Consider the following 22521-nt stretch of genomic DNA (forward strand, 5'->3'; position numbering starts at 1 on the left):
GGATCCGGAGGCGGATCGATATGTCGCGCGCATATTCGGGTCGAACAACTATACAATCATCCGCCAGGTGGAACGCCTGCCGGACAAACTGCCAAGCCTTTTTGTCCACCTCACCAGGTAGGCAATCCCGATCGGAGGACCTTCGCCATGGCATCCAAAACCATCATCGCACCGTCGGTGCTTTCGTCCGACTTCTCGAAGCTCGGCGACGAGATCGAGGCAGTCGTGCGCGCCGGCGCGGACTGGATTCATCTCGATGTCATGGACGGGCACTATGTTCCCAACATCACCTTCGGTCCGCCGATCATCAAGGCGGTGCGCGACCGGACCGACAAAATCTTCGACTGTCACCTGATGATCGAACCCTGCGATCCGTTTCTCGGCGCGTTCGCCGATGCCGGATGCGACATCATCACCGTCCACGCGGAGGCGACGAAACATCTGGACCGGTCGCTTCAGGCGATCCGCGATCTGGGCAAGAAGGCGGGCGTGTCGCTCAATCCGTCGACGCCGGAAAACGTGATCGAATATGTGCTGGACCGGCTCGATCTCGTCCTGCTGATGACGGTTAACCCGGGTTTTGGCGGGCAGGCCTTCATACCGTCGGTTGTCGAGAAGACCCGGCGGATCAAGGACATGATCGGCGACAGGCCGATCGATATCGAGATCGATGGCGGCGTGACGCCACAGACCGCGCCGCTGGTCGCTGCCGCCGGCGCCAACGTGCTGGTGGCCGGCTCGGCCGTCTTCAAGGGCGGCGAGGAGGCGGCCTATGCCGCGAACATCAAGGCGATCCGCGAAGCTGCGGACGGTGCGGACCGCGCCGCCGTCTGACGGACAAGGAGCGTTTGAATGGCCTCGGTTCCACCGATTTGCGATTTTGGCTGGAAGGCCGTCGATGCGCGGCTGATGAGCACTGAAGGCCGACCCTTCTCGATTTTCGATTGCGCCGGGCCGAACGGGCTGGTGGTCGCCTTCATTTGCAATCACTGTCCCTATGTGAAAGCGGTGATCGACCGTATCGTGCGCGATGCGCGCGATCTCGAGGCGCTCGGTATCGGCTTCGTCGCAATCAATTCCAATGACGCCGAGGCCTATCCGGCCGATTCCTTCGAGCGGATGAAAGACTTTGCCGCCGCGCACGCCTTCTCCTTTCCGTATCTGCATGACGAGGACCAATCCGTTGCGCGGGCCTATGATGCAGTCTGCACGCCGGACTTCTTCGGTTTCAACAGCGATATGGAACTGCAATATCGCGGCCGGCTCGATGCTTCGCGCAAGGAAACGGGCGATACTGCTGTGCGCCGCGACCTTTTCGAGGCAATGCGCGCGGTCGCCGAGACAGGCAAGGGGCCGCGCGAGCAAATCCCGTCCATGGGCTGTTCGATCAAGTGGAAGGAGGCGTCATGAGCTCGCACTTCGCGCAGGGCGGCGACCGATGCGGCTGGCCGCAGGTCGTATTGTTCGATCTCGACGGGACGCTGATCGACTCGGTGCCGGACATCGCGGCGGCGGTCAATGACCTCCTCGCCACAGAGGGCAAGGACGCCCTTTCGGTCGATGAGGTGCGCATGATGATCGGAAACGGCGTGCGCAAACTGGTCGAGAGGGCCTTTGCCGCCCGCGATATCCTCCTCGAAGGCGATACGCTCTCCGCCATGACGGATCGCATGATGGGGATCTATGGCAATCACCTGATAAACGAAACCACGCTGATGCCCGGTGCAGAGATGCTGGTCACGGCCTATGCGCGGGCCGGCGTGAAGATCGGGGTCGTTACCAACAAGCCTGAAGGATTCGCGCGCACGATCGTCGAGCATTTCGGACTCGGCGGTTCGGTCCATGCGATCGTCGGAGGCGATACCGGTCCCGCGCGCAAGCCGGCTCCGGACATGCTGCTGCATGCGCTCGAGTTGCTCGGTTTTGGCGCGCACAGGGCGCTGATGGTCGGTGACAGCCCGGCCGACATCGAGGCGGCGAAAGCGGCTCCGATGGCGTCGATCGCGGTACGTGGCGGCTACACGACCGTGCCCGTCGACGAGCTTGGCGCGGATGTCGTCATCGACGATCTAACGCAGGTTCCACAGGCGATCGAGCGGTTGAAGGAGCCGGTGTGACCCGTCACAATCCGTAGGCGTCGCGCGCAATGGTTTCCAGATGCGGATAGACATTCGCTCCGCCTGCGATCACGACGGTTCCCTCCGTGACGACGGTGGCCGGGTCCGTCGGCATGATCCGGCCGCCAGCCTCCTCGATCATCAGCAGGCCGGCGATGCAGTCCCAGGAATTCATGTGCTGTTCGATATAGCCGAGCAGACGGCCCCCGGCGACATAGGCGAGCATCAGCGCGCCTGACGCATTGCGGAAGAACACGCCACCTTGTGCGAGAAGATCGGTGATCGCCTGGATTGCGGGTGCGGTCTCCTGGCGGACGGCGGCGAAGCCGATCGCCACGGATCCTTCCGAGAGCGAACTGGCGGCGGTCGTGCGTATCGGCTTGCCGTTGACGAACGCGCCCTTGCCGCGTTCCGCCCAGAATGTCTCGCCGGAGCATGGCTCGCAGATCACGCCGATTTCCGTCACACCCTCTTTCGCGCAGGCCAGAACAACGCACCAGGCCGGGATGCCGCGCACGAAATTCGCTGTCCCGTCAATCGGGTCGATCACCCAGACGCGGCCGCTGGTGCCGGCGACCGGCGCATGCTCTTCGCCGACGATCCCGTCTTCGGGATAGGCCTTGGCTATTTCTCCGCGCACGAATGTCTCGACGTCCCTGTCCGCATTGGAAACGAGGTCCTGATGGCCCTTGCTTTCGATGGTCAGGGTGTCGAGTGAGCGGAAATGCGAAAGGCCGAGTTCGGCGGCTCTGCGGGCCAGGTCGATGGCGAAGGCAAGGCGATCGGAGCGGTCGGTCATGGGATCCGTTTCGGGCAGTTGGGACGGCGGAATGATGCGCCCCAGCCCATATCCGGTTTTCGACCGAATGCAAAATGACGGTCGGATCGCACCAGCGGAGCGGCCGCGCGGTGCAGCCTCTCGAATCGGCCGAAGCGCATGAAAGGGTGCGGCGGAAGAAAATACGCCCCATTGATCATCGTCATTTTTTCCAATCCGCCATCCGCCTAGCCTGATCTGAGGAAATTCATTTCAGGCGGTCGAAAAGGCCGGGGAGGACGAAATGAGTGACGACCTCATCCCGAAATCGGACGGCGACGCATCATGCGCCAACATGACGGATTACGCGCTTGAGCGGGCCGCGTTTTCCTGGGAGCGGGCGACGGGCCTCCTCGACGGCCTGCCGGACAGCAAGCTCAACATCGCCTACGAAGCGGTTGACCGCCATGTTTATAACGGCTCAGGAGACAAGACGGCGTTTCGCCTGATCGCCAAGGACGAAAGCGCCACCGATATCAGTTACCGGGAACTGATGCGGCGGACCAACCGCTTCGCCAATGTGCTCCGGTCGCTGGGCGTCGAAAAGGGCGATCGGGTCTATTCGCTTCTCGGCCGCGTGCCGCAGCTCTATGTGTCGGTTCTTGGCACGATGAAGGCCGGTTGCGTGTTCTCGCCGCTCTTCTCGGCCTTCGGGCCCGAACCGGTCAAATCGCGCCTCAAAATCGGTGGCGGCAATGTGCTGGTGACCACAAGGCTGCTCTACAAGAGAAAGGTCGCGCCGATCCGGGACCAGTTGCCGGAGCTGAAGCATGTTCTCCTGATCGACGGTGAGGATGAGGCCGCGGGGCTGTCCGATCTCGGCAAGCTCATGGACGCGGCGTCCGAGGATTTCGATGTCGTGGCGACCGATCCGGAAGATCTTGCACTTCTGCATTTCACGTCGGGGACGACTGGCAAGCCGAAAGGCGCGATGCATGTTCACAAGGCGGTCGTCGCGCATAACTACACGGGCCGGACTGCTCTCGACCTGCATCCCAACGACATTTTCTGGTGCACAGCCGATCCCGGCTGGGTGACTGGCACATCTTACGGGATCATCGCGCCCCTGACCAATGGCGTGACGATGATCATCGACGAGGCCGAATTCGATGCGGAACGCTGGTACCGGATCCTCGCCCATCACAAGGTCACCGTCTGGTATACCGCGCCGACGGCGATCCGCATGCTGATGAAGGCAGGCGCGCATCTCGCGAACAGGGAAGACCTGTCCAATCTGCGCTTCATGGCAAGCGTTGGCGAGCCGCTCAATCCTGAAGCCGTCATGTGGGGCGTCGGGGTGCTCGGCAAACCGTTCCACGACAATTGGTGGCAGACGGAGACTGGTGGCATCATGATCGCCAATTACGCCTGCATGCCCGTCAAGCCCGGCTCTATGGGTAAGCCGATGCCCGGTATCGAGGCCGGCATCGTCGAACGCACGCCCGACGGCGCGCAGGAGATCACCAAGCCGATGGCGCTCGGCGAACTGGCGCTTCGGTCCGGCTGGCCGTCGATGATGCGCGGTTATCTGCACGAGGAGGAACGCTACAAGAAGGCGTTCTCCAACGGCTGGTATCTCTCTGGCGACCTCGCGATGCGTGACAGCGATGGCTATTTTTGGTTCGTCGGCCGCTCTGACGATGTCATCAAGAGCGCCGGCCACCTCATCGGCCCCTTCGAGGTGGAAAGCGCGCTGATCGAGCACGAGGCGGTCGCGGAAGCAGCGGTGATCGGCGTTCCAGACGAGACGGCCGGCGAAATGGTCAAGGCCTTCGTGGCGTTAAAACCCGGCTTTGCCGTGGATGAGGAGCTGAAGCTCTCCATCCAGGGCCATGCCCGCAAGAAGCTCGGTCCGGCCGTCGCGCCGAAGGAGATCGAGTTTCGCGAGAACCTCCCGAAGACTCGTAGCGGAAAGATCATGCGCCGCCTCTTGAAGGCGCGCGAACTCGGCCTTCCGGAAGGCGATATCTCCACGCTGGAAAGTGACGAAAAATGACCACCGACGATCTCAGACCGCATCTCAACCGGGAGCATGTTCTCGACCTTCTGGCTCGCATGATCCGGGTCCGCCGTTTCGAGGACAAATGCGCCGAACTCTATACGCAGCAGAAAATCCGCGGCTTCCTGCATCTCTATGACGGGGAGGAGGCTGTCGCCGCTGGTGTCATCCCGCTGCTCGGAGCCGACGACCGGCTGGTCGCCACCTATCGCGAACACGGGCATGCGCTGGTGCGCGGCGTGCCGATGGACGGCATCATGGCCGAAATGTTCGGCAAGGCGAACGGCTGCGCGGGCGGGCGCGGCGGTTCGATGCACCTTTTCTCGAAAGACCACAATTTCCATGGCGGCAACGCGATCGTCGGCGGTGGGCTGCCGCTTGCCGTCGGGCTTGGTCTCGGTGACAAAATGAATCGGGAAAACCGCGTAACCGCCTGTTTCTTTGGCGATGGCGCGGTGGCCGAGGGCGAGTTCCACGAGAGCCTGAACCTGGCGGCACTTTGGGATCTTCCGGTCCTGTTCGTCTGCGAGAACAATGGATACGCCATGGGCACAGCGCTGAAATACACCGAGGCCGAAACCGACATCCATGCCAAGGCGCAGACCTACAATATCCAGGCCGAGATGGTCGACGGCATGGATGTCATCGCGGTGGAGGCAGCGACGCGGCGGGCCTTGAAATCCATCCGCGAGACCGGAAAGCCCTACTTTCTCGAATGCCGGACCTATCGTTTCCGCGCTCATTCCATGTTCGACGCGCAGCTCTACCGCACAAAGGAGGAGATCGCCGCGTGGCGCGACAAGGGGCCGATCCTTCGGTTCCAGGGCTGGCTGGAATCGAATGGCCTGATCGAGCATGGCGATGTCGAGAGGATTTTGGCGGACGCAGATGCGGAAATCGCCGACGCCGTCGCCTTCGCCGAAGCCGGCGAGTGGGAGCCGGTCGAGGAACTGACCCGGCATGTCATGGCCGAGGAGCGGCCCGCACCGCCGACGTTGCCGGAGCCGTCGGCCGAAACTGAGGAGATCACCTATCGCGAGGCGGTCAAGCGCGGGATCGTCGACGCGATGGAGAAGGACGAACGCGTCTTCCTGATGGGTGAGGATGTCGGCCACTACGGCGGCTGCTACGCCGTCTCGAAGGGCCTGCTGGATCAGTTCGGGCCGGATCGTATCCGCGATACCCCATTGTCGGAATCGGGCTTCACCGGGGCCGGCATCGGCGCCGCTCTGACGGGATTGCGGCCGATCGTCGAGGTGATGACCGTCAACTTTTCGCTTCTGGCGCTCGACCAGATCATGAATACGGCGGCGACCTTCCGGCACATGTCGAATGGCCAGTTCGGCGTGCCCGTGGTGATCCGCATGGCGACGGGGGCGGGCAAGCAACTCGCCGCCCAGCATTCGCACAGCCTTGAAGGCTGGTACGGGCATATTCCCGGGCTCCGGGTGCTGACGCCGGCAACGTTGGAAGATGCGCGCGGCATGTTGCAGACGGCGCTGGACGATCCGGATCCGGTGCTGATCTTCGAGAATGTCATGCTCTACAACATGACGGGAAACCTTCCGGTCAATGCCGGTCCGGTCGACATCGACAAGGCCGTGGTGCGGCGCGAGGGCAGCGACGTATCTCTGATCACCTATGGCGGATCGCTGTTCAAGACGCTGGAAGCGGCAGAGGAACTGGGGAAAGACGGCATCGGCGCGGAAGTGGTCGACCTGCGTACGCTGCGCCCGCTCGACATTGAGACGGTGGTCGCTTCGGTGTCCAAGACGCATCGCGCAGTCTTTGTGGACGAGGGCTGGAAGACCGGATCGATCTCCGCCGAGATCGGAATGCAGCTCGCCGAGAACGCCTTCTTCGAGCTTGACGCGCCGTTCGAGCGGATCTGCAGCGTGGAAGTGCCCATCCCCTATGCCGCGCATCTTGAACAGGCGGCGATTCCTCAGGTGTCGCGCATCGTCGCTGCGGCGAGAAAAGCCTGCAACAGGAGCTGACCGGATGGCCGAATTCCTGATGCCGTCACTCGGTGCCGACATGGAGGCGGGGACGCTCGTCGAATGGCTCAAGAAGCCCGGTGACCCGGTGAGGCGCGGCGAGATCATCGCCGTCGTCGAGACCCAGAAAGGTGCGATCGAGGTGGAATGTTTCGAGGACGGCACTCTCGACGGCTACTTGGTCGAGTTGAACACGAAGGTGCCTGTCGGTACGCCATTGGCGATGATCCGCGGGGACGGCGAGGAACCCGCCGCTACAAGAACCGAGGCAGCTCCGGAGCCGCCGCCGCTTCCGGTCAAGCCGGAACCAGATAAGGTGGATGCCGCGTCGCTTCGGCCTCTGCCGACGGTCGCGACATCCAGAGACCGTCTCCGGATCTCGCCCGCCGCGCGACGGCTCGCCACGGAGAAAGGCGTTGATCCAGCCGCACTTGCGGGAACCGGGCCGGGTGGGGCGATCCAGCTTGCCGATATCGGAGCCGGCGCGGCCAGAGCCGCTCCGGAAGCGGAGCCGCAAAGGACCGGCGGATTCAACATGGATGCGATGCGCGACGCCATCGCGGCAGCGATGGCGCGCTCGAAACGCGAGATCCCGCATTATTACATGTCGCAGACCTGCGATCTGACGAAGGCCGAAGCCTTCATCGCCGAACGCAATGCCGGAAAAGCGCCGGAGGAGCGGGTCCTTGTCGCGGCGCTGTTCGTCAAGGTGGTCGCGAAGGCTTTAGAAAAATACAAGGAATTCAGCGGCCACTACGAGAACGGCGTCTTCGCGCCCGGCGAAACCGTGCATGTCGGGATGGCAATCAATATTCGAGGTGGCGGGCTCGTCGCGCCGGCGATCCACTACGCGCAGTCTCTCGATCTCGACACGGTGATGGACAAGACACGCGATCTGGTAGCGCGGGTGCGCGCCGGGAGATTTCGCGCCAGCGAATTGTCGGACCCGACGATCACGGTCACGAGCCTCGGCGATCGTGGTGTCGAGGCCATGTATCCGATCATCTATCCACCGCAGGTGGCCATTGTCGGCATCGGTACGCCGGTCATCCGGCCATGGGTCGTTGGCGACGAGGTCGTGCCGCGCAGCACCGTGACACTGACGCTCGCTGCCGACCATCGCGTCAGCGATGGCCATCGCGGCGGACTGTTCCTGTCCGCCATCGCTAAAATCCTTCAGGAGCCCGAGAAACTATGAGTGACGACAGACTTGAAAGCGCGCTGCGCCAGGAACTTCACAAAATCGCCCCGGATATAGAGATCGCGGACATCGACCCCGACGACGATATGCGCGAGGAGTTCGACATCGATTCGATGGATTTCCTCAATCTCGTGGCGGCGCTGTCAAAGAGCCTCGACTTGCCGATGCAGGAGGAGGATTACGACCAGATGGGATCCTACAACGCGATGCTCGCCTATCTGCGCGCCCATTCGGGGTGAGTATCGGTGCGTGGGAAGGCCTGTTTTTTCGGCCGGAGATTTCAGTGGTTAAACATGTGCGGGTGACTGTGCTACAAGGCCGGTCCCGCCGTGGAAAATCGAGGAACCAGCCGATGGAAATGAAAGACGAAATCCGGATCGAAGCCCCGCGTGACCGCGTCTATGAGGCATTGAACGATCCGGAGGTACTCAAGGCCTGCATTCCCGGCTGCGAGGAACTCGAGAAGAACGCGGATGACGAACTCGAAGCGAAGGTGACCCTGAAGGTCGGGCCGGTGAAAGCGAAGTTCGGCGGCAAGGTGACACTGGACAAGAGCCAGGCGCCGGAGAGGTTCTCGCTGGCCGGCGAGGGGAGCGGCGGCGTCGCCGGTTTCGCCAAGGGCGGCGCGGATGTCGAACTCGAGGAAGACGGCGACGCGACCATATTGCGCTACACGGCGAAAGCCGATGTCGGCGGCAAGATCGCCCAGCTCGGAAGCCGCCTTATCAGTTCCACAGCCAACAAGCTGGCCGCCCAGTTCTTCACGAGGTTCAAGGAAGAAGTCGAGGGAGACGGCTGAGCCGTGCTTTCGGGCCTGTGCCGACCGACAGTCGCGCAAATGGTCTCAAGTTTCAGGCAACCGCTGGATTGAAGCGACCGGCAGGGTTACCTCGACGATCAGGCCCGGATGGTTGTCCTTGAGCGTGACGCTTCCCCCATGTTTTTCGACAATCGCCTGCACGAGGGCCAGACCCAAACCGCTTCCCGGTTTTGTCCGGCTGGGATCGAGCCGGTGGAAGGGTTCGAAAACGCGCTGCTTCGCGTCATCGGGAATTCCGGGTCCTGTGTCGGCCACCGTGAGCCGAATGTCTCCGTCCGTCCGGCGCAGTTTCGCCTCGATCCTGTTGCCGGCGGCGCCGTGGGTGACCGCGTTCTGTAGAAGGTTTACCACTAACTGCTGCAGCATCTGGGCGTCGCCCGTGACCCCGTAGTCCTGCCCGGCATCTGTCTCGAACGACAAGCTCTGGCCCTCATCCTCCGCAATCAGCGCGAAGGTCTCGGTCAATTCGGCTGTCAGGGCTTTGAGATCGACATGGGCGGTCAGATGTTCTTCCCCGGTTGCTTCGATACGGGACAGTTGCAGGTACGATTCGAAGATGACGCGCATGTTTTCAAGCTCGTCCTGCGTGTCGGCGAGGGCTTCGGATGGATCTTCGTCCCGGTCCACCATCTCCATGGCTTTCCCGAGCGAGAGATAGGCGCGGCCCAGCGGCGATTTCAGATCGTGCGCGGTGGCGGCGGCCGTGTTGCGCGTCGTGGCGATCATCCGCGACAGCCGGTCCAGATGCAGGTTGATCTCGCGTGCGATCCTGTCGATCTGCGTCGTTCCACCGTCATCGGAAATCCGGGCCGCCATGTCCCCGTCGCTGGCTTTCGACAGGGCGGTTTCGATGTCCCTCAATCGCCGCAGGCTCTTGTTGCTGAGAAAATACCCGAACGACAGCATCGTCAGCACGATAAGGAACCCGCTCAATGCCAGGGTTCGGAAGATCAGGACTTTCGTGCGGTCGAGCAGGTCGAGCCGTTGTCCGATGACGAGGACGCCGTCACCCAGCGGGCCGGAAACATAGACATATTCATGGCTGATGTCGTCCGGCGAGGCGAGGGCATGGTCCAAAAGGCCGACCTGCAGGCCCTGGCCCTCCGGCCGTGTCAGAAGGTTTCCGGCGATGACATCGTTTTCCGGCCCGAAGAGGGCCGCGGCGTGATGCCCGTTCGCTGAAACGCGCGCGACCTTCTCGATCGTCGCGGTCACGTGGCTCCTGCCTTCGTTTGCGTGGTCGGTGGCGATGATGTTCCAGCGCTGCTGCACATCATCGCCGAGTTCTGCGATGAGGCTGCGCTCGACATAGACCAGCGCCGCCCAGCCACCCAGCACGAGCACGAAAACGAACGCGAAAGCGGATCGCAGGACCGCCGAAAACGCGGCGCCTGAAAGGACGTCACCTCGGTCCATGCATCGAATACCCTGTATTGCGGATCGTGTGGATCAGCGGTGTGCCGAACGGCTTGTCGATCTTGGCGCGCAATCGGCTCATATGCGTCTCGACGACCGTGGTGTTGGGCTCGAAATTGAAGTTCCACACCCGCTCCAGCAGCAATGTGCGGGTCACGACCCGGCCGGCATTGCGCATGAGGATTTCCAGGATGGTGAATTCCTTGTTGTGCAACTCGATCACAGTACCCTGGCGCATAGCGGTGCGAGACAGAAGATCGAGTGTCAGGTCGTGCACCTTCAGGACTGCATCGGCGGATGTCTCGGTCTTGCGGCGGACGATCGCGTCGATGCGGGCGACAAGTTCGGAGAAGTGGAAGGGTTTGGTGAAGTAGTCGTCGCTGCCAGCAGCGAGACCTTCGACACGGTCATCGACCTGTCCGAGCGCTGTCAGGAAAAGAACCGGGATGGATTTCTTCGAGGCCCTGAGGGCCTTCAGCACCGACAGCCCGTCCATTCCCGGCAGCATGCGGTCGAGGATCGTCAGATCGCAGTCGTTGTAGAGGCAATAGCTGAGCGCGTCCCTTCCGTCGGCGACGTGATCGACGGAATGGCCGTGTTCGGACAGGCCGGCGACGATGTAGTCGGCCATCTTGGCATCGTCTTCGGCGAGAATGATTTTCATCGACGTCCAACTCCTTGCGGCCATCTAACGAAAATCTGTGCCCTTGTGCCAGCGAAACGGCGTTCTTTGCATGGATGTAAGATTCGCGTGAGTTTCGGGCTATGGCGCGCGCGTAGTGCTTTCTCGTGCCCGATGGAACGTTGCGGGCGCAACGGAGAAACACCAATGCAAACTCATCCGAACGATCTGAAAATCGCGTTGCCTCCGGATACCGGTCGGGCAGGCTTCAAACATTTGGGGCTGGTCGGCATCATCCTTGCGGTGCTTGGAGTGCTCGCCATTCTCTTGCCTTCCGTCGCAACCTTCGGGGCAGAGCTTCTGGTGGCGTGGATGCTGACCCTGTGGGGGGCTGTCGGCCTCTGGTTTTCCTGGGCAATTCGGCCCGCGCCGGAATGGCGCTACGGCGCCGCGGCATTTGGACTTCTGTTTGTTCTCGGCGTTGCACTTGTCCTGTTTCCGCTGGCGGGAATCGCTGCGCTAACCGTCCTGATGATGCTGTCTTTCCTGATGGAAGGTGTTCTCTCCATCCTCTTCGGGCTACGCAGCAGCGCGCATGTCTCAAACTGGGGATGGCTCGTGTTCAGCGGCCTGTGTTCCTTCGTCGCCGGCATCGTGATCCTGTTTGGCTGGCCCTGGACAGCAAGCTGGACGCTGGGTCTGATGTTGGGTTTGAACTTTCTCTCGACCGGCCTTTCTCTTGTCATGTTGTCAAAATCGGCATGGGCCGAGAATTGATATGAACGCGAAGACCGGACGGGAATTCTACGGAATTTCCGCGAAAGAAGCGCCCGAGCGATCGACCGTCTCCGAGAAGGCGTCGATGGCCGCCGCCGAGGCGCCGACACGTCTGTCCCGGGTGATCCGCGCGCTCGAACACCCGGCAGTCAAGATTGCGGTTCCCGTCATCATTGGAATCCTTGCAGTGTTCGTGCTGCACAAGCTGGCGAGCCATGTGCGGTGGGTCGACGTGAAAGCCGACATCGCGGCAGCGCAACCGGCTGTGCTTCTTGCCGCGCTAGCCTGCACCGCACTGAGCTTCGTCGGCATCGCAGCCTACGATTTTCTTGCGATGCGCGCCGTCGCTCCGGGCAGGATGCCCGCGCGGGTATCGATGATCGCCGGGGCTGCGGGCTATGCGATATCCGGCTTGCTCGGGGTTTCGTATCTGACGGGTACGGCCGTTCGCTATCGGGTCTATTCCGCGTTCGGGCTGGATCTGGTCAAGATCACCGCGATTGTCGCGATTTCGTGGTCGGGCTTCGTGTCCGCGCTGGTCCTGGGGTTCGGAGCGCTGCTGGCGCTTCACCCTGCCGGGTTGAGCGCGGTCATCAATGTTCCACCTGCGCTCGAGACCTCGCTTGGACTTGTCCTGCTTGCCGGGTTCGGCGGGTATCTGCTCTGGTTGGCCTCGGGCAAAAGGCAGGTGAAATCGGGCGAATACAGTGTCGATCTGCCGGGGGCAGCGCAGGCTGCCGGTCTGACGCTGGCGGGTATCCTCGACGTTTCAGGTGCGGCCCTGACGCTCTATGTGCTGATGCCGCCCGACCTTGTGCCGAATATAGCCGTGTTCGCGACGGTTTTCATTGCTGCGGTCGGGCTCGGGATCCTCAGTCACGCGCCCGGCGGGCTGGGCGCGTTCGAAGCGACCATCATCGCCGGGTTCGGTGCCTCCGGTCGCTCGGATGTTCTGGCCTCGCTGCTGCTCTATCGCCTGATCTACACCGTCCTCCCATTCGCGGTCTCAGCGTTCGGCCTCGCCATCGCTGCTGCACTGGCCAACAGGGGACGGCTTCAGGTCACATCGAGCGTCCTTTGGCGTTCCCTGAAACCCGTGGTGCCGATCCTCGCGTCAGCGCTTGCCATGCTTGCCGGCATCGTCCTGCTTGTGTCCGGAAACTTGCCTGCCGAAGGCAGCCGGCTGGATATCCTGCGCGACGTCGTTCCGCTGGGCGTCATCGAAGCCTCTCATCTTGCCGGAAGCCTCGCGGGCGCTTTGCTCGTCGTCGTGGCGGCGGGGCTCTACCGCAAGCTATACCGCGCGTGGCTGTTTGCCATGGCGCTTATTGGCGTCGGTTTTGTCGCATCATTGGCCAAGGGGCTGGACTGGGTCGAAGCCGTATCCATGGCCGCAACGCTCGTGACATTGGGGCTTCTTCGCCCCGCCTTCTATCGTGCCGAAGGAGTTTCGCTCTTTCGACTGGATCGACGGTGGATTCTCAGCATCCTCGTGCTGGCTGCGGCGATCCTGTGGATCGGGTTCTTCGCCTATGATCATGTCGAGTACCGGAACGCCCTGTGGTGGCAGTTCAGCTGGAACGGCGATGCGTCGCGGTTTTTGCGGGCCAGCCTGGTCATGGCGATCGTCTTGGTCGTGGTGGTGGTCAACTCGCTCATCAACCACCGTCCCGCGGTTCGCCAGACGCGCGAGATCCCCGATGTCGTGAAACGGCTGGTGGCGCAAAGCGAGGACACCGAAGCCAATATTGCCCTGACCGGGGATAAGCAGTTCCTTGTATCCGACGATGAAACCGCCTTCATCGCCTATGCGGACACGGGCACATCGCTGATCGCCAATGGCGATCCCGTTGGCGACAGGAAAGCCGGAGAAGCCCTGATCTGGACGCTGCGGGAACGCGCCTATCGGGCCGGCAAGCGGGTGGCGTTCTACGCGGTATCGCCGGACTACCTTCCGACTTATCTCGATCTGGGGCTATCGATCCTCAAGATCGGCGAGGTCGCGCGGGTCGACCTGCGCGGCTTCACGCTCGAGGGGTCAATACGCAAGGATCTGCGGCAGGCGCGCAATCGTGCCGGGCGCGACGGCTTTGTCTTCGAGGTGGTCCCGCGCGCCGAGCTGGACCCCATCCTGCCGGATTTGCGAGCCATCTCTGATGCCTGGCTCGCGCGCAAACAGGGTGAGGAGAAAGGCTTTTCCCTCGGGGCCTTCACAGAGGACTACATGCGCAATTTCGACGTGGCCGTTTTGCGCGACCCCGAGGGCCGGATCGTCGCCTTTGCCAACCTGTTCCAGGGGGCCAATCGGCACGAACTCTCGCTCGATCTCATGCGTTATCTTCCCGACGCGCCGCATTTCGCCATGGATGCATTGTTTGCCGAAATGATGCTCTGGGGCGCGGCGGCGGGCTTTCGCTGGGCCTCGCTGGGGGCAGCACCCTTCGCAGGCGTCCAGAACCGCAAGCTTGCGCCGCTGTGGAACCGCATCGGCGGCTTCATCTACGAACATGGCGAGCATTTCTACCGGTTCGAGGGGCTGCGGGCCTACAAGGAAAAGTTCGACCCGGTCTGGTCGCCGAACTACCTGGCTTGTCCGGGCGGACTTGCCGCGCCGAGAATCCTCTATGAGGTCAACGTGCTGGTCTCCGGCGGGCTTCGCGGCCTGATGAAGTAGGGAAGTCTGCGGATGAACGTCAAATCCGTTTCCCATGCCTCCCGGACAGGCGCGAAGGTGATCCGACGGCTGCCGTTCACGCTCGCCTTTCTCGCGGTGATGCTCGTGGCCAATGCGCTTGCCGGGACGTTTTCAGGGCAAATCGATCCCAATGCGCTCGCCACATGGGGCATCAGCGTGGACGTCATACGCGGCGGCGATCCGTTGCGATTTGCCACTGCCATTTTCCTGTCGCACGATCTGCCGATGCTGCTGCGCCAGCTTCTTTTCGCGGCCATCGTGATTGGTGCCGCGGAATGGCTGTGGGGCAGTTGGCGCACCGCCGGGCTGTTCTTCGGCATCGACCTCACCGCGACCGTGATCCTGCTGGCCACCGTAGCCCTGATCCCAGGCCTCGCTGCGCTTAAGGGGGTCACGGATGTCGGCATGTCCATGGGAGGATTTGGGTTGATCGGGGTCCTGGTCGCCTCAACGCGCAAAGATGGTGTAGTCGGGCTGATCGCTGTCCTTGGCTTCGTGGCGGCGAAATATGCGATTGCGCCAGATCCGCTTGCGGATGGAGGCCATGCCATCGCTGTGGTCATCGGCTTTGGCATCGGTCTTTGCGGACCGCGGATCCCGGGCCTTGCCAATGAACCGGAAACCGTCCAGCAATTGCCTGTGTTTGGGCGAGCAGGTTGGCACTCCGCCGAACGGCGTTCCGAGAGGTCTGCCGAGGCGAGGCAGCAGGACGAAAAGCGATGAAATTCCGGCACCCATCCAGGATTGTCTTGTTGGCAGGCTGCCTTGCCCTTTCTGCGTGCAGCGGGACGCAGGACACGTTCCTGTTGCCGGGCGGGCCCATTGCGGCGGCGCAACGCGCGGAGCTGATCAAGATCCTCGGCTGGACAATGATCGCGATCCTGCCTGTCTTCATGCTCGTGCCTGTCTTCCTGTGGCGCTACCGGTATAGAAACCGCAACGCGCGCTACACACCGGACTGGGACAGGTCTTGGCTGCTGGAGGTGCTCATGTGGGGTGTGCCGCTGGTCATCGTGGCGGTTCTGTCGACGCAGCTCTATCGCACCACCCACGCGCTCGACCCCTATAAGCCCATCGCGTCCGACAATCCGCCGCTTCGCGTCGAGGTCGTTGGCCTCGACTGGAAATGGCTGTTCATCTATCCCGATCTCGGCATCGCCACGGTCAATGAACTGGCCATTCCGGAAAAGGCGTCCGTCGCGCTCGACCTGACGACCGACACGGTCATGCAGTCCTTCATGATCCCGGCGCTGGCGGGGCAGATTTATGCCATGCCCGGCATGCGCACGAAGCTGCACCTCCTTGCCGACGCGCCCGGGCGCTTCGAGGGCGAGAACACCCAGTTCAACGGCACCGGGTTTCCGGCCCAGAAGTTTCAGGCCATCGCGATGACGCAGGCCGCCTTCGAGGCATGGGTTGCAAAGGTCAGGGCGGGTGGTCAGCCGCTTACGTCCGATAGCTACGCCGTTGTTGCCGAAGCCTCGACCGGGGCCGAGGCGCAGAAGCGGCTTGACGCGGAGACACTGCCCGCGGGCGTCATCCATTTCGCGACGGTCGAGGACGATCTCTTCAAGACCGTCCTGCACCGCTACATGCATGGAACGCCCGTGCCACCGTCCGCTCAGCCCGGCGCGATCGGCTATGACCCGCAAGCCGTGACAGGGGAGCAAGACCGATGAGCAACGCGATCCTGGGTCGTCTCGACCTCTCCTCCCTGTCCATCTGGCGGGCCTTCCAGAACCCGACCGGCAGCGAGTTGATCGGGGCGGGGGCAGCAATGCTGGTGATCGTCGGGGGGCTCGCCGCGGTCATCCTTCTGACCTGGTTCCGCCTCTGGAAGCCGCTCTGGCGCGACTGGCTGACGAGCGTCGATCACAAGCGGATCGGCATCATGTACTGCGCGCTGGCGCTGATCATGCTGGCGCGTGGCGTCATCGAGGGCGCGCTGATGCGAACCCAGCAGGCGTTCGGCCTGCATGGCGGTTTCCTTGCGCCGGATCACTTTGCCGAGCTGTTCAGCACCCACGGCACGATCATGATCTTCTTCGTCGCTATGTCGTTCATCGCCGGAGTGATCAACTACGTCATGCCGCTTCAGATCGGGGCGCGGGACATGGCATTCCCGGTTATGAACCAGATCAGCCTCGGCCTGACGGCGACGGGTGCGGCGCTGGTGATGATCTCCCTGGTGCTGGGCGAATTCTCCACCGGCGGCTGGGCCAATTACCCGCCCTACACAGGCGCGGATTTCCAGCCCGGGCCGGGGCCGGATTACTGGATCTGGGCCATCGTCCTTGCAGGTATCGGTACGACGCTTTCGGGGATCAATTTCGCCGTCACGATTTACAAGGAACGCGCGCCCGGCATGGATTTCCTGCGGATGCCGATCTTCTGCTGGACCGTCATCTGTACCTCGATCATCATGATTTTCGCGCTGCCCCCGTTGACCGTGGCGGCACTGATGCTGGCCGCCGACCGGTATCTCGACTTTCATTTCTTCACGAATGATCTCGGCGGCAACATGATGAATTACGTCAACCTGTTCTGGTTGTTTGGCCACCCCGAGGTCTATCTGCTGGTCATCCCCTGCTACGGCATTTTCTCCGAAGTCATCTCGACCTTTTCGGGCAAGCGGATCTACGGCTACATGTCGATGGTCTATGCCACCATGTCGATCGCTGTGCTCAGCTTCTGCGTCTGGCTGCACCACTTCTTCACCATGGGGCAGAGCGCCAGCATCAACGTCGCCTTCGGCATCGCCTCGATGGCCATTGCGGTGCCCACCGGCATCAAGGTCTACAACTGGATGGCGACCCTCTTTCGCGGACGCGTCCGCATGACGGTGCCGATGATCTACGCGACCGGGTTCTTCTACCTCTTCGTGGTCGGCGGCCTCACCGGCGTCATGCTGGCCAATCCGGTGATCAGCTTTCAGGTGCACAATACGCTGTTCCTCGTGGCGCACTTCCACAATGTGATCATCCCCGGCGTGCTGTTCGGGCTCTTGGCGGGGTATCACTACTGGTTTCCCAAGGCGTTCGGCTTTCGCCTGCACGAAGGCTGGGGCAGGGCCGCCGCGCTGTTATGGATCGTCGGGTTTTCGTTCACCTTCCTGCCGCTCTACTGGCTGGGACTGCAGGGCATGCCGCGCCGGTCGGTGACCTTCAGCGATCCCGCATTCCAGCCCATGATGTGGCTGGCGCTCTTCGGTGCGGCGCTGATCGTGTCGGCGCTCGGCTGCATTGCGGTTCAGCTATGGGTCAGCATCCGCAAACGCGACCAACTGGCGGTACCGCTGGGCGATCCCTGGAACGGGCGGTCGCTGGAGTGGTCCATCCCGGCTCCGCCACCTGCCTATAATTTCGCGGTGCTGCCGCAGGTCTCCGCGCGCGACGACTTTGCCGAGGCCAAGGCGGACGGCCGCGCCTATAGAGCCCCGGGCCAATACGAAGACATCGAGATGCCGGACAACACCGCCATCGGCATGATCGTCTGCGTCTGGTCGACCTTGCTAGGGCTGGCCTTGGTCTTCTGGATCTGGTGGCTGGCGATCGTGTCCTTCGCGGTGATGATAATCGCCCTGATCGGTCGTACCTTCCGCGTCAATGCCGGGCATGTCATCCCCGCCGCCGAAATCGCCGCGGAACATCGCGCCTGGCTCGCACGAATCGAGGCCGCTCCGGCGGTGGACCGGCTCGAAGAAACCAATGAACGCAATTTGGGCCGCGCCGTTCTCGAACGGCCCGAACGTTTGGAGGCTGCGCAATGAGCACCCCGAACCTTCATCCCGGATTGAACCTCGGCACCCGGCACGGCGCCGCGCATGAGGGTGCCGAAACGATCGTCTTCGGGTTCTGGATCTTCCTGATGAGCGATCTGGTGATCTTCGGGCTGGTTTTTGCGTCCTATCTCACGGTCGCCAATTCGATGGGCATGGCGGGCGGCCCCGGTCCGGCCGAAGCCTTCGATCTGCGCAGCGTCTTTATCCAGACAATGATCCTTCTCACCAGCAGCCTGACCTTCGGCTTCGCCACGCTGGCGATGCGGCACGAGCACGGGCGCAGGGCGATCGCGGTCTGGCTTGGCGTGTCGCTGCTCCTGGGGCTTGGATTCCTCGTGATGGAACTGCGCGACTTCGCGCATATGATCGAGGTTGGCGCGGTGCCGCAGCGCAGCGGTTTCTGGTCGGCCTTCTGGGGCCTTGTGCCGCTTCACGGGCTGCATGTGGCCATAGGCTGTCTGTGGATCGTGGTGATGCTGGTGCAGATGGCGCTGCTGGGCCTGATCCCGATCGTCAAGACGCGACTGCTGAGGCTGGGGCTCTTCTGGCACTTCCTCGACCTGATCTGGGTCGCGATCTTCTCCATCGTCTATCTCGGAGGGCTGATGCCATGACCGATCCCGACCATCGCAGCGAAGCGCGGCTTTACCTCGCGGGCTTCGGGCTGGCGCTGACGCTAACGCTCATCCCCTTCGGGCTTGTGCACTGGCGGCTGATGCAGGGCAGGGCGCTGGCGATCACGATTGCGGTTCTCGCCGTGGCGCAGATCGTCGTGCATCTGCGTTTTTTCCTGCACATCAACCTGTCGCGTCAGAAACGCGAAGACCTGCAGCTTATCCTTTTCACCGTGCTGTTGCTGGCGATCATGGCGTTCGGTACGCTGTGGATCATGGGCAACCTCGCCACCCGGATGTAGCCCGCTCCCTCAGTGCGCCATGGCCGGGAGGGCATTCGCGGCCGGCTGTTGCAGGATCAGCACGACGGGCAGCATCAGAAAGGCCGCGATCCCGGTCAGCAGGAAGGCGTCCTGAAACGCCAGAAGGCTAGCCTGCTGCTGAACCTGCCCGGCGATCTGCGCGGCGCCCTCGGCCGAGGACGGGTCGAGGTTCAGCGGCGCAAGCCAGGATCGGGCAGCCGCGTCGAAAGGCGTGATACCCGAGGCCAGTGTCGCGTAGTGGTACTGCATCCGGCTGGCGACCTGCCAGCCGACCAGAGCGATATCGATCGATGAGCCAAGCGAGCGCGTCACCCCGTAGATGCCCGAGGCCTCGTCCTGCCGATCCGGCCCGATGTTCTGGAAGGCTAGGGTCGACATCGGCACGAAGAACAGCCCCATGCCGAGGCCCGAGACGACGCCGGGCCACGCCAGATCCCAGAACCCGGCATTGAGGTTGAGAAGGCCCAGAAGGATATTGCCCGATCCCGTCAGGATTAGCCCCACAAACAGGATTTTTCGTGGATCGAAGCGCGTGACCAGTACCGAACCGGTCAGGACCATGGAAATGCCTCCCGCGATCCCGCGCGGGATGAACAGGAAACCCGCATCCAGAACCGGATAGCCCAGCAGGCCCTGCACAAACAGCGGCAGGATTGCGATGGACCCGAACATCGCCACGCCGAAGCCCATGATCGCCATATTTGCCCCGGCAAAGCTGCGGTCACGGAAGAGCGAGAGGTCAATGATGTTGTCCTTTTTGCCCCACCCCCGCAGAACGAAAGCCGCAGCGCAACCGATCATCGTAACCGCAGCCACCTGGATGAGCCTTGAGGCGAACCAGTCGCGGCTTTCTCCCAGGTCCAGCATCAGTTGAAGGCAGCCTATCGCGCCCACCATCAGCGCCAGCCCGACCCAGTCCACCTTGATCCGCTTCGTGTCCTCTGACTTGAGCTCTCCGGACATCATGGCCAGCGCGAAAGCAGCGATAGGCAGGTTCACGTAAAAGACGGCGCGCCACGAGAAATACTCGGTCAACAGCGCGCCAAGTGTCGGACCCAGCACCGGCGCGACAACGACGCCGAGGCCGAAAAAAGCCATGGCCTGCCCGCGTTTCTCTTTCGGGAAGCTTTCGAAGAGGATCGACTGCGACAGCGGGATCAGGAAGGCGCCGAAGATGCCTTGTCCAAGACGGCAGGCAACCATGATCTCGACGCTCCACGAGAGTCCGCAAAGCGCCGAGAACGCGGCGAAGCCGACGATGGCGGAGATGATCAGCCGCCGCCGTCCGATCATGCGGACAAAAAAGCCGGTGAGCGGCATGACCACCACCGATGCGACGATGTAGCTGGTGAGGATCCAGACCGTCTGGTCGTTGGTGATGCCGAAGGCGGCCTGGATCTGGGGCAGCGCCACGTTGACGATGGTGCTGTCGAGCACTTCGAGCACAGCCGTCAGAACGACGGCCAGCACGATGGTCCAGCGCACCGCGTCCGAGGTTGGATTGCCCGGGGCAGAGGCGTCGCTCATTTTGCGCTGTCCAGGCCGGAAGTGTCGACGGTCGCGCTGGTGCTTGCGCCAATGCGCAACTGCATCGCGGGGTCGTCTGGAAGGCTGTCGAGGCCTATGCGAACCGGAAAGCGCTGCGTGACCTTGACCCAGTTGCCGCTCGCATTCTGCGGCGGCAGCAGCGAAAAGACCGCGCCCGAGCCGGCACCAAGGCTCTCGACCGTGCCGTCGAGCGACAAGCCCGGATACATGTCGATGCCGATCTTCACCGGCTGGCCGGGGCGCAGACGTGCAAGGTCGGTTTCCTTGAAATTGGCGTCGATCCACCAGGTCTCGTCCTCGACCAGCGAAAAGAGGGGTTTGTCGGGAGCGACCACCGTGCCAGGCCTCAGGTCGAGATTGGCGATCCAACCCGACACCGGGGCCGTCACCTTCGCCCGTGCAAGGTTGATCCTCGCGAGGGTCAACTGCGCCTTCGCGGCGCGCACGGCGGGATTGTTGTCGCCGGGCGTCCCGGCGCGTTCGCGCGCCGCCGTGAGCGCGGCTTGTGCGTTGTCTAGCGCAGCCTTCGCCTGATCGCGCGTCGTGGTGGCCTGGTCCAGCGCAGCCTGAGCGACGTCGCCCTTCTTGAACAGCTTCGCCGTCCGGTCATAATTGCTCTGCGCATCGGTGAGGGCGGCCCGTGCGCTATCGACCTTAGCGGAAACCGAGGACAGGTCGGTGATTGCCGCGCCGGTTTGCTGCAGGGCGGTTTCATAACCGGCCTGAGCGGCTTCGACCGATGCCTCCAGATCGTCGGTCTCGATCCGGAACAGCAGATCGCCCGCCTCCACGTGCTGGTTTTCGGACACCGCGACCTTTTCGATCCTGCCGCCGACTTGCGGCGCGATGGTCAGTACATTGGCCTTGAGATAGGCGTCGTCTGTCGAAGGGTGGATGCTTTCGTGCTGCCACCACAGCCACAATCCGCCGCCAACGGCGACGACTGCGACTACGAGAATAATCGGCTTGAGATGTTTCATGACGGGTCCTGATGGAACGGGTGCGGACCCCGATCAGAGGGGTCCGCTGTCAGATGAGTCGGCGCTCAGGCACCAAGGAAATGCGGGAACAGTCCGGCCAATCCGATAAGGATCAGATAGGCGGCGATCACATAGTTGAGGATACTCGGAACGATCAGGATCAGGACACCCGCGATCAGCGCCAGAAGCGGCTGGATGAAGAAGACCGTGGTCATTGCTGTCCCGGCGCGGATGCGACGACCTCGGCCTTGTGCGCGTCGTCGAAGGCCTTTCTCAGATAGTTTTCGGCATCTCTGTCGAGGTTTGTGCGCAGCACCTTGCCGCCGTGTTCGCCCAGCCGCTCGATGACCTTGTCGGACGCATTGGCCCGCACCATCATGAACAGCGCGGCCTGACCCGGTTGCAGGACACCGGCCACGTCCTTCATGAAACCGTCGTTGATCCCGTAATCCGTGAGCGCGCCCGAAAGCGCACCCGCCCCGGCACCCACGGCGACGCCCAGAAGCGGGTTGAAGAAGATCATTCCGATCAGCAAGCCCCAGAATGCTCCACCGGTGGCTCCGGCGGTCCACATGTTGACCATCTGGTTCAGCTTGACGTTGCCTTTTTGGTCGGCCACGGCGACGACCGCGTCGGCCACATCGACCAGGTATTCCCGGGTCATGGTCATCAGTTCGGTGCGGGCCTCTTCGGCCTTTTCGGGTGTTTCGTACCCGATGACGATCAGTTCTGACATGGTATTCTCCTTTTCAAGGTTGTGTGGGTGTCGGGTGGACGGGTCGTGAGAGGTATCGAGGCCGTCCACCCATTGCCG

22 protein-coding genes are annotated in these 22521 nt (G+C 62.5%); 15 read left to right on the forward strand and 7 right to left on the reverse strand.

Features of this window, described 5'->3' with window-relative positions; genetic code table 11:
* Nucleotides 1-147 precede the first annotated feature (147 nt).
* The 3 genes from rpe to gph are packed head-to-tail and all read left to right on the forward strand — an operon-like array spanning nt 148 to nt 2117.
* Entirely contained in the window at nt 148-834 is a 687-nt protein-coding gene (gene rpe / locus ACQK2M_RS12275) for a ribulose-phosphate 3-epimerase (RefSeq protein WP_425418045.1), read from the forward strand.
* 18 nt (nt 835-852) lie between these two features.
* Nucleotides 853-1410, forward strand: a complete 558-nt coding sequence (locus ACQK2M_RS12280) for a thioredoxin family protein (RefSeq protein ID WP_425418046.1) — start codon at nt 853-855, stop codon at nt 1408-1410.
* On the forward strand, nt 1407-2117 hold the full coding sequence (gph, locus tag ACQK2M_RS12285; RefSeq protein ID WP_425418047.1) for a phosphoglycolate phosphatase: 711 nt from the start codon (nt 1407-1409) through the stop codon (nt 2115-2117). Before ACQK2M_RS12280 ends, gph begins: the two co-directional genes overlap by 4 nt.
* 4 nt (nt 2118-2121) lie before the next feature.
* Here gph and ACQK2M_RS12290 read toward each other — a convergent pair whose 3' ends face one another.
* Entirely contained in the window at nt 2122-2916 is a 795-nt protein-coding gene (locus ACQK2M_RS12290; RefSeq protein WP_425418048.1) for an inositol monophosphatase family protein, read from the reverse strand.
* A gap of 262 nt (nt 2917-3178) precedes the next feature.
* On the opposite strand from ACQK2M_RS12290, the gene acsA reads away from it, so the two are divergent.
* The 5 genes from acsA to ACQK2M_RS12315 all read left to right on the forward strand — a co-directional run bounded on the left by acsA (nt 3179) and on the right by ACQK2M_RS12315 (nt 8930).
* The gene (gene acsA / locus ACQK2M_RS12295; protein ID WP_425418049.1) at nt 3179-4930 is read left to right on the forward strand and encodes an acetate--CoA ligase; all 1752 of its coding nucleotides are present in this window, start codon (nt 3179-3181) and stop codon (nt 4928-4930) included.
* On the forward strand, nt 4927-6930 hold the full coding sequence (gene pdhA / locus ACQK2M_RS12300; RefSeq protein WP_425418050.1) for a pyruvate dehydrogenase (acetyl-transferring) E1 component subunit alpha: 2004 nt from the start codon (nt 4927-4929) through the stop codon (nt 6928-6930). The genes acsA and pdhA overlap by 4 nt, the downstream gene beginning before the upstream one ends.
* Before the next feature lie 4 nt (nt 6931-6934).
* A complete protein-coding gene (locus ACQK2M_RS12305; RefSeq protein ID WP_425418051.1) occupies nt 6935-8128 on the forward strand; it encodes a dihydrolipoamide acetyltransferase family protein in 1194 nt (397 codons plus the stop codon).
* Complete coding sequence (locus ACQK2M_RS12310; RefSeq protein ID WP_425418052.1) at nt 8125-8370, forward strand: acyl carrier protein; 246 nt, start codon at nt 8125-8127, stop codon at nt 8368-8370. Before ACQK2M_RS12305 ends, ACQK2M_RS12310 begins: the two co-directional genes overlap by 4 nt.
* Nucleotides 8371-8483: 113 nt before the next feature.
* Nucleotides 8484-8930, forward strand: a complete 447-nt coding sequence (locus ACQK2M_RS12315; RefSeq protein ID WP_425418053.1) for a CoxG family protein — start codon at nt 8484-8486, stop codon at nt 8928-8930.
* A gap of 45 nt (nt 8931-8975) precedes the next feature.
* Here ACQK2M_RS12315 and ACQK2M_RS12320 read toward each other — a convergent pair whose 3' ends face one another.
* Nucleotides 8976-10367, reverse strand: coding sequence for a sensor histidine kinase (locus ACQK2M_RS12320; protein ID WP_425418054.1), 1392 nt, complete (start codon nt 10365-10367; stop codon nt 8976-8978).
* On the reverse strand, nt 10354-11031 hold the full coding sequence (locus ACQK2M_RS12325; protein WP_425418055.1) for a response regulator: 678 nt from the start codon (nt 11029-11031) through the stop codon (nt 10354-10356). Before ACQK2M_RS12325 ends, ACQK2M_RS12320 begins: the two co-directional genes overlap by 14 nt.
* A 165-nt stretch (nt 11032-11196) precedes the next feature.
* Here ACQK2M_RS12325 and ACQK2M_RS12330 point away from each other — a divergent pair, with 165 nt between their 5' ends.
* The 7 genes from ACQK2M_RS12330 (at nt 11197) to cyoD (ending at nt 19158) form a co-directional block, all read left to right on the forward strand.
* Entirely contained in the window at nt 11197-11766 is a 570-nt protein-coding gene (locus ACQK2M_RS12330; protein ID WP_425418056.1) for an HdeD family acid-resistance protein, read from the forward strand.
* A 1-nt stretch (nt 11767) separates the two neighbouring features.
* Complete coding sequence (gene mprF, locus ACQK2M_RS12335; RefSeq protein WP_425418057.1) at nt 11768-14440, forward strand: bifunctional lysylphosphatidylglycerol flippase/synthetase MprF; 2673 nt, start codon at nt 11768-11770, stop codon at nt 14438-14440.
* A gap of 12 nt (nt 14441-14452) precedes the next feature.
* Complete coding sequence (locus ACQK2M_RS12340) at nt 14453-15184, forward strand: hypothetical protein (protein ID WP_425418058.1); 732 nt, start codon at nt 14453-14455, stop codon at nt 15182-15184.
* An 83-nt stretch (nt 15185-15267) separates the two neighbouring features.
* On the forward strand, nt 15268-16140 hold the full coding sequence (locus ACQK2M_RS12345) for a cytochrome ubiquinol oxidase subunit II (RefSeq protein ID WP_425418059.1): 873 nt from the start codon (nt 15268-15270) through the stop codon (nt 16138-16140).
* A complete protein-coding gene (locus tag ACQK2M_RS12350) occupies nt 16137-18230 on the forward strand; it encodes a cbb3-type cytochrome c oxidase subunit I (RefSeq protein WP_425418060.1) in 2094 nt (697 codons plus the stop codon). The genes ACQK2M_RS12345 and ACQK2M_RS12350 overlap by 4 nt, the downstream gene beginning before the upstream one ends.
* Complete coding sequence (locus tag ACQK2M_RS12355; RefSeq protein WP_425418061.1) at nt 18227-18856, forward strand: cytochrome c oxidase subunit 3; 630 nt, start codon at nt 18227-18229, stop codon at nt 18854-18856. Before ACQK2M_RS12350 ends, ACQK2M_RS12355 begins: the two co-directional genes overlap by 4 nt.
* Nucleotides 18853-19158, forward strand: coding sequence for a cytochrome o ubiquinol oxidase subunit IV (gene cyoD / locus ACQK2M_RS12360; RefSeq protein WP_223475169.1), 306 nt, complete (start codon nt 18853-18855; stop codon nt 19156-19158). The genes ACQK2M_RS12355 and cyoD overlap by 4 nt, the downstream gene beginning before the upstream one ends.
* Nucleotides 19159-19167: 9 nt before the next feature.
* On the opposite strand, the gene ACQK2M_RS12365 is transcribed toward cyoD, so the two are convergent.
* From ACQK2M_RS12365 to ACQK2M_RS12380, 4 genes are all read right to left on the reverse strand, one after another.
* Nucleotides 19168-20706: a DHA2 family efflux MFS transporter permease subunit gene (locus ACQK2M_RS12365; protein ID WP_425418062.1), complete on the reverse strand. Its 1539-nt coding sequence runs from the start codon at nt 20704-20706 to the stop codon at nt 19168-19170.
* Entirely contained in the window at nt 20703-21707 is a 1005-nt protein-coding gene (locus ACQK2M_RS12370) for an HlyD family secretion protein (protein ID WP_425418063.1), read from the reverse strand. The genes ACQK2M_RS12365 and ACQK2M_RS12370 overlap by 4 nt, the downstream gene beginning before the upstream one ends.
* 65 nt (nt 21708-21772) lie before the next feature.
* Complete coding sequence (locus ACQK2M_RS12375) at nt 21773-21922, reverse strand: DUF3096 domain-containing protein (RefSeq protein WP_223475166.1); 150 nt, start codon at nt 21920-21922, stop codon at nt 21773-21775.
* Nucleotides 21919-22443 carry a DUF1269 domain-containing protein gene (locus ACQK2M_RS12380; RefSeq protein ID WP_425418064.1) on the reverse strand — a complete coding sequence of 175 codons (525 nt, stop codon included), beginning with the start codon at nt 22441-22443 and terminating at the stop codon, nt 21919-21921. The genes ACQK2M_RS12375 and ACQK2M_RS12380 overlap by 4 nt, the downstream gene beginning before the upstream one ends.
* Between the last annotated feature and the right edge of the window lie 78 nt (nt 22444-22521).

The sequence above is a fragment of the Oricola indica genome (assembly GCF_965227485.1).
GTDB lineage: Bacteria > Pseudomonadota > Alphaproteobacteria > Rhizobiales > Rhizobiaceae > Oricola > Oricola indica.

Excerpts from the sequence above, each read along its gene's own strand:
- rpe (WP_425418045.1), top strand. The coding sequence starts at position 148 with ATGGCATCCAAAACCATCATCGCACCGTCGGTGCTTTCGTCCGACTTC.
- ACQK2M_RS12280 (WP_425418046.1), top strand. The coding sequence starts at position 853 with ATGGCCTCGGTTCCACCGATTTGCGATTTTGGCTGGAAGGCCGTCGAT.
- gph (WP_425418047.1), top strand. The coding sequence starts at position 1,407 with ATGAGCTCGCACTTCGCGCAGGGCGGCGACCGATGCGGCTGGCCGCAG.
- ACQK2M_RS12290 (WP_425418048.1), bottom strand. The coding sequence starts at position 2,916 with ATGACCGACCGCTCCGATCGCCTTGCCTTCGCCATCGACCTGGCCCGC.
- acsA (WP_425418049.1), top strand. The coding sequence starts at position 3,179 with ATGAGTGACGACCTCATCCCGAAATCGGACGGCGACGCATCATGCGCC.
- pdhA (WP_425418050.1), top strand. The coding sequence starts at position 4,927 with ATGACCACCGACGATCTCAGACCGCATCTCAACCGGGAGCATGTTCTC.
- ACQK2M_RS12305 (WP_425418051.1), top strand. The coding sequence starts at position 6,935 with ATGGCCGAATTCCTGATGCCGTCACTCGGTGCCGACATGGAGGCGGGG.
- ACQK2M_RS12310 (WP_425418052.1), top strand. The coding sequence starts at position 8,125 with ATGAGTGACGACAGACTTGAAAGCGCGCTGCGCCAGGAACTTCACAAA.
- ACQK2M_RS12315 (WP_425418053.1), top strand. The coding sequence starts at position 8,484 with ATGGAAATGAAAGACGAAATCCGGATCGAAGCCCCGCGTGACCGCGTC.
- ACQK2M_RS12320 (WP_425418054.1), bottom strand. The coding sequence starts at position 10,367 with ATGGACCGAGGTGACGTCCTTTCAGGCGCCGCGTTTTCGGCGGTCCTG.
- ACQK2M_RS12325 (WP_425418055.1), bottom strand. The coding sequence starts at position 11,031 with ATGAAAATCATTCTCGCCGAAGACGATGCCAAGATGGCCGACTACATC.
- ACQK2M_RS12330 (WP_425418056.1), top strand. The coding sequence starts at position 11,197 with ATGCAAACTCATCCGAACGATCTGAAAATCGCGTTGCCTCCGGATACC.
- mprF (WP_425418057.1), top strand. The coding sequence starts at position 11,768 with ATGAACGCGAAGACCGGACGGGAATTCTACGGAATTTCCGCGAAAGAA.
- ACQK2M_RS12340 (WP_425418058.1), top strand. The coding sequence starts at position 14,453 with ATGAACGTCAAATCCGTTTCCCATGCCTCCCGGACAGGCGCGAAGGTG.
- ACQK2M_RS12350 (WP_425418060.1), top strand. The coding sequence starts at position 16,137 with ATGAGCAACGCGATCCTGGGTCGTCTCGACCTCTCCTCCCTGTCCATC.
- ACQK2M_RS12355 (WP_425418061.1), top strand. The coding sequence starts at position 18,227 with ATGAGCACCCCGAACCTTCATCCCGGATTGAACCTCGGCACCCGGCAC.
- cyoD (WP_223475169.1), top strand. The coding sequence starts at position 18,853 with ATGACCGATCCCGACCATCGCAGCGAAGCGCGGCTTTACCTCGCGGGC.
- ACQK2M_RS12365 (WP_425418062.1), bottom strand. The coding sequence starts at position 20,706 with ATGAGCGACGCCTCTGCCCCGGGCAATCCAACCTCGGACGCGGTGCGC.
- ACQK2M_RS12370 (WP_425418063.1), bottom strand. The coding sequence starts at position 21,707 with ATGAAACATCTCAAGCCGATTATTCTCGTAGTCGCAGTCGTCGCCGTT.
- ACQK2M_RS12375 (WP_223475166.1), bottom strand. The coding sequence starts at position 21,922 with ATGACCACGGTCTTCTTCATCCAGCCGCTTCTGGCGCTGATCGCGGGT.
- ACQK2M_RS12380 (WP_425418064.1), bottom strand. The coding sequence starts at position 22,443 with ATGTCAGAACTGATCGTCATCGGGTACGAAACACCCGAAAAGGCCGAA.